Source organism: Streptomyces asoensis, assembly GCF_013085465.1.
GTDB lineage: Bacteria > Actinomycetota > Actinomycetes > Streptomycetales > Streptomycetaceae > Streptomyces > Streptomyces cacaoi_A.
Map to the genome: position 1 here is coordinate 5,941,473 of NZ_CP049838.1, position 14,111 is coordinate 5,955,583.

General features: G+C 70.2%; 14 protein-coding genes and 3 tRNA genes. 11 read left to right on the forward strand and 6 right to left on the reverse strand.

Annotation, left to right across the window (positions count from 1 at the left end):
- The first annotated feature begins 69 nt into the window (after positions 1 to 69).
- Positions 70 to 151: transfer RNA gene (locus G9272_RS26630), tRNA-Tyr, on the forward strand.
- A 1,685-nt stretch (positions 152 to 1,836) separates the two neighbouring features.
- Positions 1,837 to 2,406 carry a hypothetical protein gene (locus G9272_RS26635; RefSeq protein WP_171398886.1) on the forward strand — a complete coding sequence of 190 codons (570 nt, stop codon included), beginning with the start codon at positions 1,837 to 1,839 and terminating at the stop codon, positions 2,404 to 2,406.
- A 12-nt stretch (positions 2,407 to 2,418) separates the two neighbouring features.
- On the opposite strand, the gene G9272_RS26640 is transcribed toward G9272_RS26635, so the two are convergent.
- Together G9272_RS26640 and G9272_RS26645 are read right to left on the reverse strand one after the other, a co-directional pair.
- Positions 2,419 to 3,348, reverse strand: a complete 930-nt coding sequence (locus G9272_RS26640) for a hypothetical protein (protein WP_253267958.1) — start codon at positions 3,346 to 3,348, stop codon at positions 2,419 to 2,421.
- A gap of 306 nt (positions 3,349 to 3,654) precedes the next feature.
- On the reverse strand, positions 3,655 to 3,966 hold the full coding sequence (locus G9272_RS26645; RefSeq protein ID WP_171398888.1) for a hypothetical protein: 312 nt from the start codon (positions 3,964 to 3,966) through the stop codon (positions 3,655 to 3,657).
- A 98-nt stretch (positions 3,967 to 4,064) separates the two neighbouring features.
- Between G9272_RS26645 and G9272_RS45465 the strand changes: the two genes are divergently transcribed.
- Positions 4,065 to 4,286 carry a hypothetical protein gene (locus G9272_RS45465; protein ID WP_078616067.1) on the forward strand — a complete coding sequence of 74 codons (222 nt, stop codon included), beginning with the start codon at positions 4,065 to 4,067 and terminating at the stop codon, positions 4,284 to 4,286.
- 25 nt (positions 4,287 to 4,311) lie between these two features.
- Here the strand turns inward: G9272_RS45465 and G9272_RS26650 are convergent, their stop codons facing one another.
- Together G9272_RS26650 and G9272_RS26655 are read right to left on the reverse strand one after the other, a co-directional pair.
- The gene (locus G9272_RS26650) at positions 4,312 to 4,968 is read right to left on the reverse strand and encodes an SDR family oxidoreductase (RefSeq protein ID WP_171398889.1); all 657 of its coding nucleotides are present in this window, start codon (positions 4,966 to 4,968) and stop codon (positions 4,312 to 4,314) included.
- A 183-nt stretch (positions 4,969 to 5,151) separates the two neighbouring features.
- Positions 5,152 to 6,420 carry a hydrolase gene (locus G9272_RS26655; RefSeq protein WP_171398890.1) on the reverse strand — a complete coding sequence of 423 codons (1,269 nt, stop codon included), beginning with the start codon at positions 6,418 to 6,420 and terminating at the stop codon, positions 5,152 to 5,154.
- Positions 6,421 to 6,691: 271 nt separating this feature from the next.
- Between G9272_RS26655 and G9272_RS26660 the strand changes: the two genes are divergently transcribed.
- From G9272_RS26660 to G9272_RS26695, 8 genes are all read left to right on the forward strand, one after another.
- Positions 6,692 to 6,764 (forward strand) — tRNA-Thr (locus G9272_RS26660).
- Between the two features lie 46 nt (positions 6,765 to 6,810).
- Positions 6,811 to 6,883: transfer RNA gene (locus G9272_RS26665), tRNA-Met, on the forward strand.
- Between the two features lie 88 nt (positions 6,884 to 6,971).
- Complete coding sequence (gene rpmG, locus G9272_RS26670) at positions 6,972 to 7,136, forward strand: 50S ribosomal protein L33 (protein ID WP_003948671.1); 165 nt, start codon at positions 6,972 to 6,974, stop codon at positions 7,134 to 7,136.
- A 135-nt stretch (positions 7,137 to 7,271) separates the two neighbouring features.
- Positions 7,272 to 7,754 carry a MaoC family dehydratase N-terminal domain-containing protein gene (locus G9272_RS26675; protein WP_171398891.1) on the forward strand — a complete coding sequence of 161 codons (483 nt, stop codon included), beginning with the start codon at positions 7,272 to 7,274 and terminating at the stop codon, positions 7,752 to 7,754.
- A gap of 7 nt (positions 7,755 to 7,761) precedes the next feature.
- Positions 7,762 to 8,190 carry a MaoC family dehydratase gene (locus G9272_RS26680; RefSeq protein WP_171398892.1) on the forward strand — a complete coding sequence of 143 codons (429 nt, stop codon included), beginning with the start codon at positions 7,762 to 7,764 and terminating at the stop codon, positions 8,188 to 8,190.
- Positions 8,191 to 8,292: 102 nt separating this feature from the next.
- The gene (locus G9272_RS26685; RefSeq protein ID WP_171398893.1) at positions 8,293 to 8,862 is read left to right on the forward strand and encodes a TetR/AcrR family transcriptional regulator; all 570 of its coding nucleotides are present in this window, start codon (positions 8,293 to 8,295) and stop codon (positions 8,860 to 8,862) included.
- 104 nt (positions 8,863 to 8,966) lie between these two features.
- On the forward strand, positions 8,967 to 10,427 hold the full coding sequence (locus tag G9272_RS26690) for a DHA2 family efflux MFS transporter permease subunit (RefSeq protein ID WP_171398894.1): 1,461 nt from the start codon (positions 8,967 to 8,969) through the stop codon (positions 10,425 to 10,427).
- 169 nt (positions 10,428 to 10,596) lie between these two features.
- Positions 10,597 to 11,652, forward strand: a complete 1,056-nt coding sequence (locus tag G9272_RS26695; RefSeq protein WP_171398895.1) for a UDP-N-acetylmuramate dehydrogenase — start codon at positions 10,597 to 10,599, stop codon at positions 11,650 to 11,652.
- Positions 11,653 to 11,667: 15 nt separating this feature from the next.
- On the opposite strand, the gene G9272_RS26700 is transcribed toward G9272_RS26695, so the two are convergent.
- Both G9272_RS26700 and G9272_RS26705 read right to left on the reverse strand, forming a co-directional pair.
- Positions 11,668 to 12,696: an adenosine deaminase gene (locus tag G9272_RS26700; protein WP_171398896.1), complete on the reverse strand. Its 1,029-nt coding sequence runs from the start codon at positions 12,694 to 12,696 to the stop codon at positions 11,668 to 11,670.
- 130 nt (positions 12,697 to 12,826) lie between these two features.
- Positions 12,827 to 14,053, reverse strand: a complete 1,227-nt coding sequence (locus tag G9272_RS26705; RefSeq protein ID WP_171398897.1) for a pyridoxal phosphate-dependent aminotransferase — start codon at positions 14,051 to 14,053, stop codon at positions 12,827 to 12,829.
- Between the last annotated feature and the right edge of the window lie 58 nt (positions 14,054 to 14,111).

A 14,111-nucleotide genomic window follows, 5' to 3' on the forward strand; every position in this document is an offset into this window, starting at 1 on the left:
GCATCGGGTATCGTTTACGTCGTTGCCAGGGAGCACCGCCGAAAAGCGGTTCGAACAGGTGGCAAACCCGGCGGTGTGCCCGAGCGGCCAAAGGGAGCAGACTGTAAATCTGCCGGCTCAGCCTTCCCAGGTTCGAATCCTGGCGCCGCCACGCTGAGAACGAAGGGCCCGTGACCTGCTTACACAGCAGGTCACGGGCCCTTCGTCATGCTCCCTGGCGAGCAGCGGACAGTCTCACGCTTTCCCGCGTTCGAACGCCCTGTCCCGACGTGAGTGGACGGTGCGTATCCGTCACTTGGGGCGGTCCCCGCACGGTGCGGATGTGCATCCGTGTCGACGTTGGCGCGGACTGACCGATCTGGTTGATGTTGATGGCATATTTAGCCGTCAACTATCAGCCGCCGTGTACGGGCGGTGATCACACATGATGTCCTGTGGGGGGATCATTTTGGGAGGATCGGCCAGATCGGCCAGATCGGCCAGGTCATCCGGTGACGAGGGACTTGGTTGCGCGGTCTTGCTTGGGCTCGCCCTGTTAGCACTACTCGCATGGCTGGTCTGGCTGGCCGTGCTGTGGTTCGTCGCCGACTGGCGATGGGCCTGGATCACGGGGACAGGTCTAGGTGTACCGCTCGCCGCCTACGGAGTAGTTGTTGCGTGGCGAGAACCTCAACCCTTCGCGCCAAGCCGTTTCCGAGAGGCGTGGTTCACCGCCACGGGCGTCGCTGTTTTCCTGCACGCTCCCGTGCTCGTCCTCGTGAAGGGGTGGGGCACCGCCATCGTCGCCCTGCTGGCTGGAGGCGTCGCAGCCGTCGTTCTGGGGCTCGTACCACGGGGCTCTTTCGCGCTGCCGCGGTTCTGGCCTCCGCCGATGCGGAACGAAGCGGAGCCTGTCGAGCCGTCCCCCGGTCTCCCGGACGGGACGGCATAGGTCCCTTCCGGCCCGGCCTCCCCCTCCTCGCCGGCCGAACATCCTCCGTCAGTTCCACGAAGTTTCGAGGCCTTAAGAGTGATGTACATCTCGCAATCGAGAAGTCGTGCACGCCGCGTGGTCACGTTGGTGGCAGCGGCGGTCGTGGGGGTCAGCGTGATCGCTCTGGGGCGCTCCGCAGGACACACCACAGCCGAGACCGCAACTCACGCCACTCCCGCTCCCGCGGTGACCGTCAAGGCAACTGTCGCTGCGACTGTTGAGGCGACTACGACTACGACTACGACCACGCAGGCCGGCGCCGCCGCTGAGCAGAGCGCGGCCGTCAACGCGAGCGCGGCGGCCGTTGCGCCGACGACGCGGCCGCCGTCAGGGCGGATGAGCTCCAGCCCGGCGGACACGCCTACGGATTCGCCGGGTCGCCACGATGGAAGCAATTACGACAACCTCTCCCCAGAGGGACAGCAGGCGCATGACACGCTGAACTGCGCCGATGTTCCCGGTCACAAGAAGGGGAGCTGTAACGAACCCAACCGGAAATGCAACCTGGCCGGCGCCGAAGTGGTCTCGTCCGGAGGCGTTCGGCTTACCTGCCGAACGGCAACTGATGGACGGTTGCGTTGGATTGCTTGATGGCGCGACGACGCGAACAACCCTTTGCAGCGAGAAGAGCCGAGCGTCCGCTTGACCTGAGGGGCAGTCACCCTGCGGAGTAGCCGACCTGCGGCGTTGTTTGAATCCGTCGTTCGAGTGGTTGGCCTGTGCCCGTGGGTGCCGTCGGCGCCCTTCCCGGCCGTCCCCGTGCGAGTTTGGGCTATCCCCAACTGAGCGGAAGCGGAGGTGCGGACGCCATGACGTCAGCGATTGCCCGGAGGCTTGCTGCGGCAGCGGCGCTGGCCGCGCTGATGGCGACTGCGGCCTGTGCGGGCGGCGAGACCACCGCGCAGTTGCCTTCCAGGGCTGCCGGGACCGCGAAGGCCGACGGGGGCGAATCGGCGCCCGCCGCGGAGGATGGGCACGGCGAGCTCTTCCCCGGCAGTGAGACTGAGGAGCCCTCCGCGTCGGCGATCAAGCTGCCGAGGACGGAGGTGGGCGAGACGACCACCGGGAGCCTGGAGATTTCGGGTGAGAAGCCAGGCCAACCGGTTCAGAACCTCGTCTTCAAGATCGAGGGGACGGAGGTCCCTTCCGGTGGTCAGTGTTTGGGCGAGGTAGGGCCGGAGGGTTGCAGCGAAACCTTCGACTACACGCCCACGCGGCCGGGGCCGTACACCGGAGAGGCGACCGCCACGATGGCCGACGGCTCCATGGTCACCGTCCCCATCTACGGGGAAGCGGTCGACTCGGCTGCTTCGACGCCGCCCACCCGGATCACGAGCGCCCCGCCGCAGACACCCGACGAGACCGAGACCGAGGAATGGTCACCGGAGGTGTCCTCGGATGTTCCCTCTCCCGAGGACTCCGACCTTCCTTGAAGACGGCCCCTCTCAGGCGCCGCGGATCTCCAGCCAGGCGATGCCGTTGTCGGGCAGCACCACCACGTGGCGGTCGAACCACTTCGAGTCGTACGAGACGAGATAGAAGCGGGTCGGCGACTTCGCGAGCAGGCGGAAGCCCCGGTACTCGTATCGGTACGGGGCGCCTTGGCCGCCGTAGTCCGTGAACTCGATACTCCTCGCGTGATGGCGGAGCGGCACGCGCGAATGGATCATCACCCACGGGGTGCCTCTGTAGCCTCCCATCGCATGGAGTTGTGCATCGCCACGGCCAAGACCGGTCACATACTGCGCGATGTCGTAGAACAGGCTCAGCGTCAGCAGTCCCATGAGCAGCGTGCCGACCGCCAGCCATGTTCGGTCGGAGGGGGAGGCCTGCCGGAGGCGGACTCCCGTGCTCTTGCTGAGGCGCAGGTGGACGGCGAAGACCGCGAGTGTGGCCCCCACCGCCACCATCAGGCCTGGCAGGAACCGGCGTGGCCAGCCTGCCGGAAAGAGGCTGAGCAGGTCTGAGAAGAACACCGGCAGGCCGAGGAGCATCAAGGTCACGCCGACGGCGAGCAGCCAGATGATCGCCGTACGGCGGCGGGCGGTGTTCGCCGGGTCGGCCAGCCTCCGTCCCAGCCCCCCGAGCGCCAGGAGCACGATCAGGCCACCGACCAGCAGTGCGCACAGGGGGAGGAAGACCGCGTTCGTGCTGTTGGCCACGGTGCCCTGGATGGAGAACCCGAGGTCCTCCGCCGGGACGCCGAGTGCGGAGTAGTAGGCCTTGATGTAGAGGCTGCCGAAGTAATAGAGCAGAGCGAAGGTGATGGTTCCGGGTGCCGCGATGATCGCCGCCTTTTCCGCGAAGGTGGACGCGGGCGAGCGCCGGGGCGCGGGATCGGCCTGCGGCGGTGGCGGCGGTTGCGACGTGGACATAGCCATCAGTCTGTTCGCCCGTGAACGGGCCCGCACCCGGGCCGTTCCGCTCGGTTGACCGGCTTCGGTGTCGTACCCGTATGGCAGACGTGGACCGAGCAGGACACCCGTCGTTACTCGCCTCCACCGATCGAGAGCCTGCGGTGGACGTTCTCCGGGCCGGGACTGTAAATCTGCCGGCTCAGCCTTCCCAGGTTCGAATCCTGGCGCCGCCACGCTGAGAGAGGGAACCCCTCCGAACTGCGGAAACGCAGAGCGGAGGGGTTTCTTCGTGGGCGGGGGAAGCCTGGGCGGCGGCGACCCGCTTCACTTCCCTTCGGCGGGGTCTTCCGGAGCCTCTGTTGCTTCCGGCGAGGGTGTCTTTGCCGCTCTTTTCACCTCTGCCTCGATGTCGTTGCGTGGTCTGTTCTCGTCCTTGGCGTGCTCGGTCACCGCGGCCTGTACGTCGCGGGCGAGGTCGCGCCAGGCGCGCCAGGCGGTTTCGTAGGTGTCGGTCTGGATCTCCGGCCAGGGGGTGGCCGTGGGTGCGCCGTATGTGTCCCGCAGCGCTTCGACCCTCGCGTGTGCCTCGTCGGCCGCGCGTTGCTTCTCCACGAGTTCCTCGAAGGTATGTGCCACGTGTACGGATGCTAAGGAGGTGATCGCACTTCCGCGCGGCGAGCGGGGCGCGTCCCGCCGTGGGGTACCCGCGTGGCCCACTGGGGCAGACTGACCACATGTCCAGCGCGTCCAGCCGTCGTAGAACCTGCCCCGTATGCCGTCGCGAGATCGCCGTCGTCGCCGGACGGTTCGCCCGGCACGACCCGCCGGGGGCGCGCGGGACCGGGGACCTCGTCTCCTGCCCCGGCTCGCGCAGTACGGCACAACTGGGCGCGGCCCAGCCGTCGTTGGACGGGTATGTGGTCCCGGAGTTCCCGGGACAGCTGCCCCTCTTCTAGCGCGTCTTCCGTCACGCGGCCTTTCTCAGTTCCCCGCCACCGCCTTGACCGCGACGGGCACCGGCGCCGAACCGCTGATGAGCTCCAGGGTGAGGCCGGACGTCGCCGGGGTGTCCAGGAGTTCCGCCAGCACGGTGGCCACGTCGTCGCGTGGGACGGGGCCGCGGCCCGTACGGGCCTCCAGGCGGACCAGGCCGGTGCCGGGGTCGTCCGTCAGCGCGCCGGGGCGCAGGATCGTCCAGTCGAGGGAGTCCAGGCCCTGTACGTGCGCGTCCGCTTCGCCCTTGGCGCGCAGGTAGACGTCGAAGACCTCGTTGCCCCGGTGGCCGGGGTCGGCGCCCATGGACGACACGACCACGAAGCGCCGTACGCCCGCCCGGACCGCCGCGTCCGCGAACAGGATCGCCGCGCCCTTGTCCACGGTGTCCTTGCGGCCCACCCCGCTGCCCGGGCCGGCGCCCGCCGCGAACACCGCCGCGTCCGCGCCCCGCAGCCGCTCGGCCACCGCCTCGACGGACGCCGACTCCAGGTCCAGGACGACCGGTTCGGCGCCGGCCGCCCGCAGGTCGTCGCCCTGTTCCGCCTTGCGGATGATCCCCGCGACCTCGTCCCCGCGCGCGGCGAGCAGGCGCTCCAGCCGCAGCGCGATCTGACCATGACCACCAGCGATGACAATGCGCATGCTTCCGACCGTACGCCCGGACAACCGCATCCGCCGCATGGCTTCACCCAGGACCCGGCCGGGCCTGCGTAAACCCTTCGGCAACCCGTCTCGGTCAGGAGACGATCCGCGGTTTCGAGCCGTACCGCACACGCGTGCAGTCCGTTGCCGTCCGGCCCAACTCCCCGTCCCGTCCCCGCTGTCCTACGACAGCTCTCCCCGTCCCTGCCTCGGCAGGCCCCACTCCGGGGCGGCCGTCGAGTTGCGGTACTCGCGGACCGCGCTCGTGCGGGCCACCACGCGGCCCTGGTGGATCACGATCCTGCTGTACGCCAGGGACAGGGCGCCCGCCAGTCGGTCGCCGCGGACGGCCAGGAGGTCGGCCGGGAAGCCCGCCTCCACGCGGACCTCGGGGAGGCCCAGCGCGGCCCGCGCGGACGTGCTCACGGCGTCGTAGGCGTCCTCGGCGCGCAGACCGTGGCGGGAGGCGAGCAGGTAGGCCGCCTCCAGGGGGTCGCCGCGGCCGACCGGGTTGGAGACGTCCCGCAACGCACCGCTGCCCGCCGCGACCCGGACGCCGGCCGCGCGCAACAGCCGTACGGGCGCCGCGTCCCGGTGTTCGACGGTGCCGCAGCCGCCCTGGGGGAGGCAGACCACCGTCACGCCGGCAGCGGCGAGTTGGTCGGCGGTGCGGCCGGCGGCTTCGGAGGGAAGGCCGTCGAGGCCGCCGCAGGGGCTCAGGGTGACACCGGGGCGCAGGCCGCCGGCCATCGCGGCGAGGCGGGCGAGGCGGGCCGGGTCGGCGGCGTCGGTGTGCAGGTCGACGGGGCAGCCGTGCTCGGAGGCGACCTCCAGGACGGTCTCCACGTAGCCCGTCGGATCGGGGTCCAGGTCCGGGCAGCCGCCCACCACCGAGGCGCCCATCTTCACCGCGTCCCGCAGTATCGCGAGCCCGTCCGCCCCGGCCGCCCCGGTCAGTACCCGGGGCATCGCCACCGCCGTCAGTTCGGCGAGCCCGCGCAGCGAACGCCGGGCCCGCAGTACGGCGGCCAGTGCGCCGAGGCCCTGGACGTCACCCACGTGCACATGCGCGCGCAGCGCCGTCGCGCCGTGGCCCAGCTGGAGCAGCGCGGCCTCCGTGGCACGGCGCTGGACGTCCTCGGGGGCGTACGAGACCGGGCCGCCGGCGTCGGCCGTGAGCGCGGTGTCGGCGTGCGCGTGCGGCTCGGCTGGGGCGGGGAGCAGGAGGTAGCCGCCGAGATCCACGCGCGTGCCGCCGCGGGCGGGGCCGGTCGTCAGGCTGCCCGCCGTGCCGACCGCCTCGATGCGCCCGCGGCCCAGCCGTACGTCCACGGTCCGGCCGTCCGTCAGGCGCGCCCCGCACAGCAGGAGGGCGGCCGGGTCCGGCGAACCTCCCGAGGCGCCGGACCAGGACGACGGCCAAGGGGGCGGCTGCGGCTGGCTGTCGGGCATCGCGCTCCAGGGGCTCGGCTCGGGACTGCGCGGGGACGCGGGTGACGCGCGGTCGCGGGGGACGCAAGATCACGCAGAGTGAGTCGAGCCTAGGACGGCGTTTCGGCGCGAGCGGGGAGGAGCGCAATAGTCGTACCGGTGTGGTCCGGCGGGCGGGAGGGGGTCGGGAGGCCGCCGGGACCTTGGGGAATCGGCCTCCGGGCGGTCCCGGAAGGCCTCGCGAAACGGATTTGGGTGAACGGCTGCGGACCGTGTAATGTCTTCATCGCTCGCCCCAATAGCTCAGTCGGTAGAGCGTCTCCATGGTAAGGAGAAGGTCTACGGTTCGATTCCGTATTGGGGCTCTGGTGGGTGAGGTTCCCGTCGCAAGGCGGGACCTGATCCCATCAAAGCGGTGTAGCTCAGTCGGTAGAGCAAGCGGCTCATAATCGCTGTGTCACCGGTTCAAGTCCGGTCACCGCTACTGATAGTAGCCGATTGCGGGGTCGGTCCTTCGATCGGCTACTCTTTCATGCGTTATATGTCCCATCCGTTCGTCAAGGAGCACTCCTGTGGCTGCCACCGACGTCCGCCCGAAGATCACGCTGGCCTGCGTGGAGTGCAAGGAGCGGAACTACATCACCAAGAAGAACCGGCGTAACAACCCGGACCGACTGGAGATGAAGAAGCACTGCCCGCGTTGCAATGCGCACACCGCGCACCGCGAAACGCGATAAATCAGGCTCGTATGCGAGGCCGTCCCCGAGTGATCGGGGGCGGCCTCGTGTCGTTGAGCGACCCGTACCGGTCGGTAGAGCAACGCTGACCAGGACGGCGACAGAGCAGCAGAGCAACCAGGAGGTGCCGAGGCCATGGCGCTCGACCAGTCCTTCGTCGGGCGGACCTACCCGCCCACCGATCCCTATGAGGTCGGTCGGGAGAAGATCCGCGAGTTCGCCGAGGCCGTGGGCGACGCCAATCCGGCATACACCGACCCGGACGCCGCCAAGGCGCTCGGGTACGCCGATGTGATCGCGCCGCCGACGTTCGTGTTCTCGATCACCTTCAAGGCGGCGGGACAGGTCGTCCAGGACCCTCAGCTGGGCCTCGACTACAGCCGGGTGGTGCACGGCGACCAGAAGTTCGCCTACCGGCGCCCGGTGCGCGCCGGGGACCGGCTCACGGTCACCTCGACCATCGAGGCGGTCAGGTCCATGGCCGGCAACGACATCCTGGACATCCGTGGCGAGGTCCACGACGAGAGCGGCGAGCACGTCGTGACCGCCTGGACCAAGCTCGTCGCCCGCGCGGCGGAGCCGGTGGAATCCGTGGAAGCCACGGACGGGAAGGCGTGAGGAACCGATGACGGCGAAGATCGCTTACGACGACGTCGAGGTCGGCACCGAACTGCCGGCCCGATCCTTCCCTGTGAACCGCGCCACGCTGGTGCAGTACGCGGGTGCCTCCGGGGACTTCAACCCCATCCACTGGAACGAGAAGTTCGCCAAGGAGGTGGGCCTGCCGGACGTCATCGCGCACGGCATGTTCACCATGGCCGAGGCGATCCGCGTCGTCACCGACTGGACCGGCGACCCGGGCGCGGTCGTCGACTACGGCGTCCGTTTCACGAAGCCCGTCGTCGTACCGAACGACGACCAGGGGGCCGTGATCGAGGTCACCGGCAAGGTGGGCGCCAAGCTCGACGACAACACCGTGCGGGTCGACCTGACGGTGACCAGTGGCGGGCTGAAGGTCCTCGGGATGTCCCGGGCGGTCGTACGACTGGCCTGATCTCGTGGCGTACGCGACGTAAGGGGTGCCCTCCATGGGGAGGCGCCCCTTACGCGTTGACGGGCCTTGACTTAGTTAGTGATTGAGCACTAACTTACTCGCATGGTCAGGATGAGCGCAGACGAGAGGCGCGAGAGCGTCATCCGCGCGGCGACGAGCGAGTTCGCCCGGGGTGGCTATCACGGCACCTCCACCGAGGCGATCGCCCGGCGGGTGGGTGTCTCGCAGCCGTATCTCTTCCGGCTCTTCGCGGGCAAGAAAGCGATCTTCCTCGCGGCCTCCGAGCGCTGCATGGACGACACCATCCGCACGTTCGCGGAGGCCGCCAGGGGGCTGGAGGGCGAAGAGGCCCTGCATGCCATGGCGAACGCATACACCAAGGTCCTCGCGGAGCAGCCCGAACGGCTGATGATGCAGATGCAGACGTATGTCGCGGTGGCCGCCGCGGAGGCAGAGGGCGACCACGGGTTCGGCGAGGCCGTGCGCGCCGGGTGGATGCGGCTCTGGGACACCGTCCATGTGCCGCTCGGTGCCGACGTGAACGAGACGACGACCTTCATGGCGTACGGCATGCTCGTCAACTGCCTGGTGGCCATGGGGTTCGCGCCCGGAGACCGGGTCTGGGAAGGGATGTATCCCTCGGCTCGGATCAAGGGGCGACTGGAGAAGTAGCGCGGGCGGCTGGGTTCGCTGCCGCCATCGAAGGGCGCCTTTTCATGGGCGTGAAAGTTAGTCATCAATTACTAACCGAAGTTCGACCACCCGCTGGGGGAGCGATGTCAGAACAGACCGCACGTCGCGGGGGAGCCGTCTGGGCCCTCGTCATCACCAGCGTCGCCGGGTTCATGGCGGCCCTCGACAATCTCGTCGTCACCACCGCCCTGCCGTCCATCCGCGAGGATCTCGGCGGCGGGCTGGGCGACCTCGAATGGACCGTGAGCGCCTACACGCTCACCTTCGCCGTGCTGCTCATGTTCGGCGCGGCGCTCGGCGACCGGTTCGGCCGCCGGCGGATGTTCCTCGCCGGGCTCGCCGTCTTCACCGCCGCCTCCGCCGCCGCGGCCATGGCTCCCGGCATCGGCTCCCTCATCGCCGCCCGCGCGGTCCAGGGTGTCGGCGCGGCCGTCATGATGCCGCTGACGCTCACCCTCCTCACGGCCGCCGTGCCCGCCGCCAAGCGCGGAATGGCCTACGGCATCTGGGGCGCGGTCAACGGACTCGCGGTCGCCTCAGGGCCGCTCATCGGCGGCAGCCTCACCGAACACGTGTCCTGGCACTGGATCTTCTGGCTGAACGTTCCGCTGGGCCTCGCCCTGCTGCCGCTCGCCCGGCTGCGCCTCGCCGAGTCCTACGGCACCGGCGCCCCGCTCGACTTCCCCGGCACCCTGCTCGCCAGCGGCGGCCTCTTCGGGCTCGTCTACGGCCTGGTGCGCGGGCCGGCCGACGGCTGGACCAGCTCGCTCGTGCTGACCGGACTGTTCGCGGGCGCCGTCCTGCTCGTCGGGTTCGTCCTGCACGGGCTGCGGGCCAAGAACCCCATGCTGCCGATGCGCCTCTTCCGGTCCCGCGCCTTCGCCGGGATCAACGCCGCGAGCCTGCTGATGTTCCTCGGGATGTTCGGCTCGATCTTCCTGCTCAGCCAGTACATGCAGGGCGTCCTCGGCTACTCGCCCACCGAGGCGGGCCTCAGGATGCTGCCGTGGACCGGTATGCCGATGCTCGTCGCGCCGATCGCCGGCATCCTCTCCGACCGCGTCGGAGGCCGGCCCGTCGTCGCCACCGGGCTCTTCCTCCAGGCCGTGGGTCTCGGCTGGATGGCCGCCGTGGCGACCGTCGACGCCTCGTACGCCGTCCAGCTGCCCGGTCTGATCGTCAGCGGCATCGGCATGGCGCTGTTCTTCGCCCCGGCCTCCAACCTGGTGATGTCCAGCGTCCGACCGCAGGAGCAGGGGGTCGCCTCCGGCGCCAACAACGCGCTGCGGGAGGTCGGCGGGGCCCTCGGCATCGCGGTCATGTCGTCGATCTTCGCGGCGCAGGGCGGCTACGAGTCCGGCCAGACCTTCGTCGACGGACTGCGGCCCGCGCTGGTCACGGGCGCGGCCGTGGTGGCCCTCGCCGGGTTCGCCACCCTGCTGATACCGGCCCGGCGGCGAGCGGACCTCGTGGCGACCGACTCCGAGGCGGGCCCTGAGGCGGACTCCGAGGCGGCGCCCGTGCCGGAGCCCGCCGCCCGCTGAGACACACGGCACATGAAGTGCCCGGATACGTCCGGCACGCGCGCGTACGGCCCCGTCCACATCGGCGGGGCCGTACGCGCGCGTGCCGTGACCGGGAGGGGCGGGTGGATCGGGCTGTCGAGGGCCGGGGAGGGCGGGGCTGTCGGTGGTGTCTCGTAGGCTTGGGCGCGTGCAGGAACTCCACGATGCCCCGCTCGCCCCGCTGACCACCTTCCGGCTGGGCGGTCCCGCCACCAGGCTGGTGACCGCGACGACCGACGCCGAGGTGATCGCCGCCGTGCGCGAGGCCGACGCCGACGGCACGCCACTGCTGATCGTCGGTGGTGGCTCGAACCTCGTCATCGGCGACAAGGGCTTCGAGGGCACCGCCCTGCGCATCGCCACGCGCGGCTGCGAACTCGTCGGGACACGACTGGAGCTGGCCGCGGGCGAGATCTGGACCGACGCCGTCGCCCGCACCGTGGAGGCCGGGCTGGCCGGCGTCGAGTGCCTGGCCGGCATCCCCGGCTCGGCGGGCGCGACCCCGATCCAGAACGTCGGGGCGTACGGCCAGGAGGTCTCCACGACGATCACCGAGGTGATCGCCTACGACCGCCGGGCGGGCGAGACGGTCACGCTCACCAACGAGGAGTGCGCCTTCTCCTACCGGCACAGCCGCTTCAAGGCCGACCCCGAGCGGTATGTCGTCCTGCGCGTCCGGTTCGAACTCGAGGACGCGGACGGGCTGTCGGCGCCCCTGAAGTACGCCGAGACGGCGCGCGCGCTGGGCGTCGAGCCCGGGGACCGGGTGCCGCTCGCCGAGGCCCGCGAGACCGTGCTGAAGCTGCGCGCCGGGAAGGGCATGGTCCTCGACCCCGAGGACCACGACACCTGGTCGGCCGGCTCCTTCTTCACCAACCCGATCCTCACCGACGCCGACTTCGCCGTGTTCCACGCGCGCGTGCGGGAGCGGCTGGGCGACGGCGCGGTGCCGCCCGCCTACCCGGCGGGGGAGGGACACACCAAGACCTCCGCGGCCTGGCTGATCGACAAGGCGGGCTTCACCAAGGGGTACGGCAGCGGGCCCGCCCGTATCTCCACCAAGCACACCCTCGCCCTCACCAACCGCGGCGCGGCCACCACGGAGGACCTGCTGGCGCTCGCCCGCGAGGTCGTGGCCGGGGTGCGCGAGGCCTTCGGGATCACGCTGGTCAACGAGCCGGTGATGGTGGGCGCCGGGCTCTAGCCGGCCGACGGCTCGCTACGCCAGCCAGTCGTCCACGCCCGCCAGCAGCTTCGCCCTGACGTCCTCCGGCGCCGCCGAGCCCCGTACCGACTGCCGGGCCAGTTCCGCCAACTCCTCGTCCGTGAAGTCGTGGTGGCGGCGGGCGATGTCGTACTGGGCCGCCAGGCGTGAGCCGAACAGCAGCGGGTCGTCGGCGCCCAGGGCCATCGGCACCCCGGCCTCGAAGAGCGTCCGCAGCGGAACGTCCTCCGGCTTCTCGTACACCCCCAGCGCAACGTTCGACGCCGGGCACACCTCGCAGGTCACGCCACGCTCGGCGAGCCTCTTCAGCAGCCGTGGATCCTCGGCGGCCCGCACCCCGTGCCCCAGCCGGTTCGCGTCCAGGTCGTCCAGGCAGTCGCGGACGGAGAAGGGGCCGGTCAACTCGCCGCCGTGCGGGGCGGACAGCAGCCCGCCCTCCCGCGCGATCGCGAAGGCCCGGTCGAAGTCCCTCGCCATGCCCCGGCGTTCGTCGTTCGACAGCCCGAAACCGACCACACCCCGGTCCGCGTACCGCACGGCCAGCCGGGCCAGCGTGCGGGCGTCCAGCGGGTGCTTCATCCGGTTCGCCGCGACCAGGACCCGCATGCCGAGCCCGGTGTCGCGCGAGGCGGTCTCCACCGCGTCCAGGATGATCTCCAGCGCCGGGATCAGCCCGCCCAGCCGGGGCGCGTACGACGTCGGGTCCACCTGGATCTCCAGCCAGCCCGAGCCGTCCTTCAGGTCCTCCTCGGCGGCCTCCCGCACCAGCCGCTGGATGTCCTCCGGCTCCCGCAGGCACGACCGCGCCGCGTCGTACAGGCGCTGGAAGCGGAACCAGCCCCGTTCGTCCGTGGCCCGTAGCTTCGGCGGTTCCCCGCTGGTCAGCGCCTCGGTCAGCGCCTCCGGCAGGCGCACGCCGTACTTGTCGGCCAGTTCCAGCACGGTGGTGGCCCGCATCGACCCGGTGAAGTGCAGGTGCAGATGGGCTTTCGGCAGCTCAGAGACATCACGTACACGCTCCATTCCAGGATCCTGCCGTACCTTCCGGTCGTCCCGGTAGCGCTTTCCCCGATCGTGGTCTTGCTCGCACAAAGCAACGGGCCGTCTCCCGAGGGAAGACGGCCCGCAGACTGCTCACGTGAGTGGTCCGAACTCAGTCCCTGGCCTCCGCCAGCAGCTTCTGGATGCGGCTCACGCCCTCGACGAGGTCCTCGTCGCCCAGCGCGTACGACAGCCGCAGGTAGCCCGGGGTGCCGAAGGCCTCACCCGGGACCACCGCGACCTCGGCCTCCTCCAGGATGAGCGCGGCCAGCTCTACCGAGTCCTGCGGACGCTTGCCGCGGATCTCCTTGCCGAGCAGCGCCTTCACGGAGGGGTACGCGTAGAACGCGCCCTCGGGCTCCGGGCAGAGCACGCCGTCGATCTCGTTCAGCATCCGCACGATCGTCTTGCGGCGCCGGTCGAAGGCCTCACGCATCTTCTCGACGGCCGACAGGTCGCCGGAGACGGCGGCCAGCGCGGCGATCTGCGCCACGTTGGAGACGTTCGAGGTGGCGTGCGACTGGAGGTTCGTGGCGGCCTTGACGACGTCCTTCGGGCCGATGATCCAGCCCACCCGCCAGCCGGTCATCGCGTACGTCTTCGCGACGCCGTTGACCACGATGCACTTGTCGCGCAGCTCGGGCAGGATCCCCGGCAGCGAGGTGAACTTGGCGTCGCCGTAGACGAGGTGCTCGTAGATCTCGTCCGTCATCACCCACAGGCCGTGCTCGACGGCCCAGCGGCCGATCGCCTCGGCGTCCTCGGCGTTGTAGACAGCGCCGGTCGGGTTGGAGGGGGAGACGAAGAGCACGACCTTCGTGTTCTCCGTGCGGGCCGCCTCCAGCTGCTCGACCGAGACCCGGTAGCCGGTCGTCTCGTCGGCCACGACCTCCACCGGGACACCGCCCGCCAGCCGGATGGACTCCGGGTAGGTCGTCCAGTACGGCGCCGGGACGATGACCTCGTCGCCCGGGTCGAGGATCGCGGCGAAGGCGTTGTAGATCGCCTGCTTGCCGCCGTTGGTGATCAGGATCTGCGAGGCGTCCACCTCGTAGCCCGAATCACGCAGCGTCTTCGCGGCGACCGCGGCCTTCAGCTCGGGGAGACCACCGGCCGGCGTGTAGCGGTGGTACTTGGGGTTCTTGCAGGCCTCGACGGCCGCCTCGACGACGTAGTCCGGGGTCGGGAAGTCGGGCTCGCCCGCGCCGAAGCCGATCACCGGACGCCCGGCGGCCTTCAGGGCCTTGGCCTTGGCGTCCACGGCAAGGGTGGCGGACTCGGAGATCGCGCCGACGCGGGCGGAGACCCGGCGCTCGGTGGGAGGGATTGCAGCGCTCATGGCACCCATGGTTTCAGACCGGAAACCGCCCCGGCACACGGGTTTCACGGACTGGTCA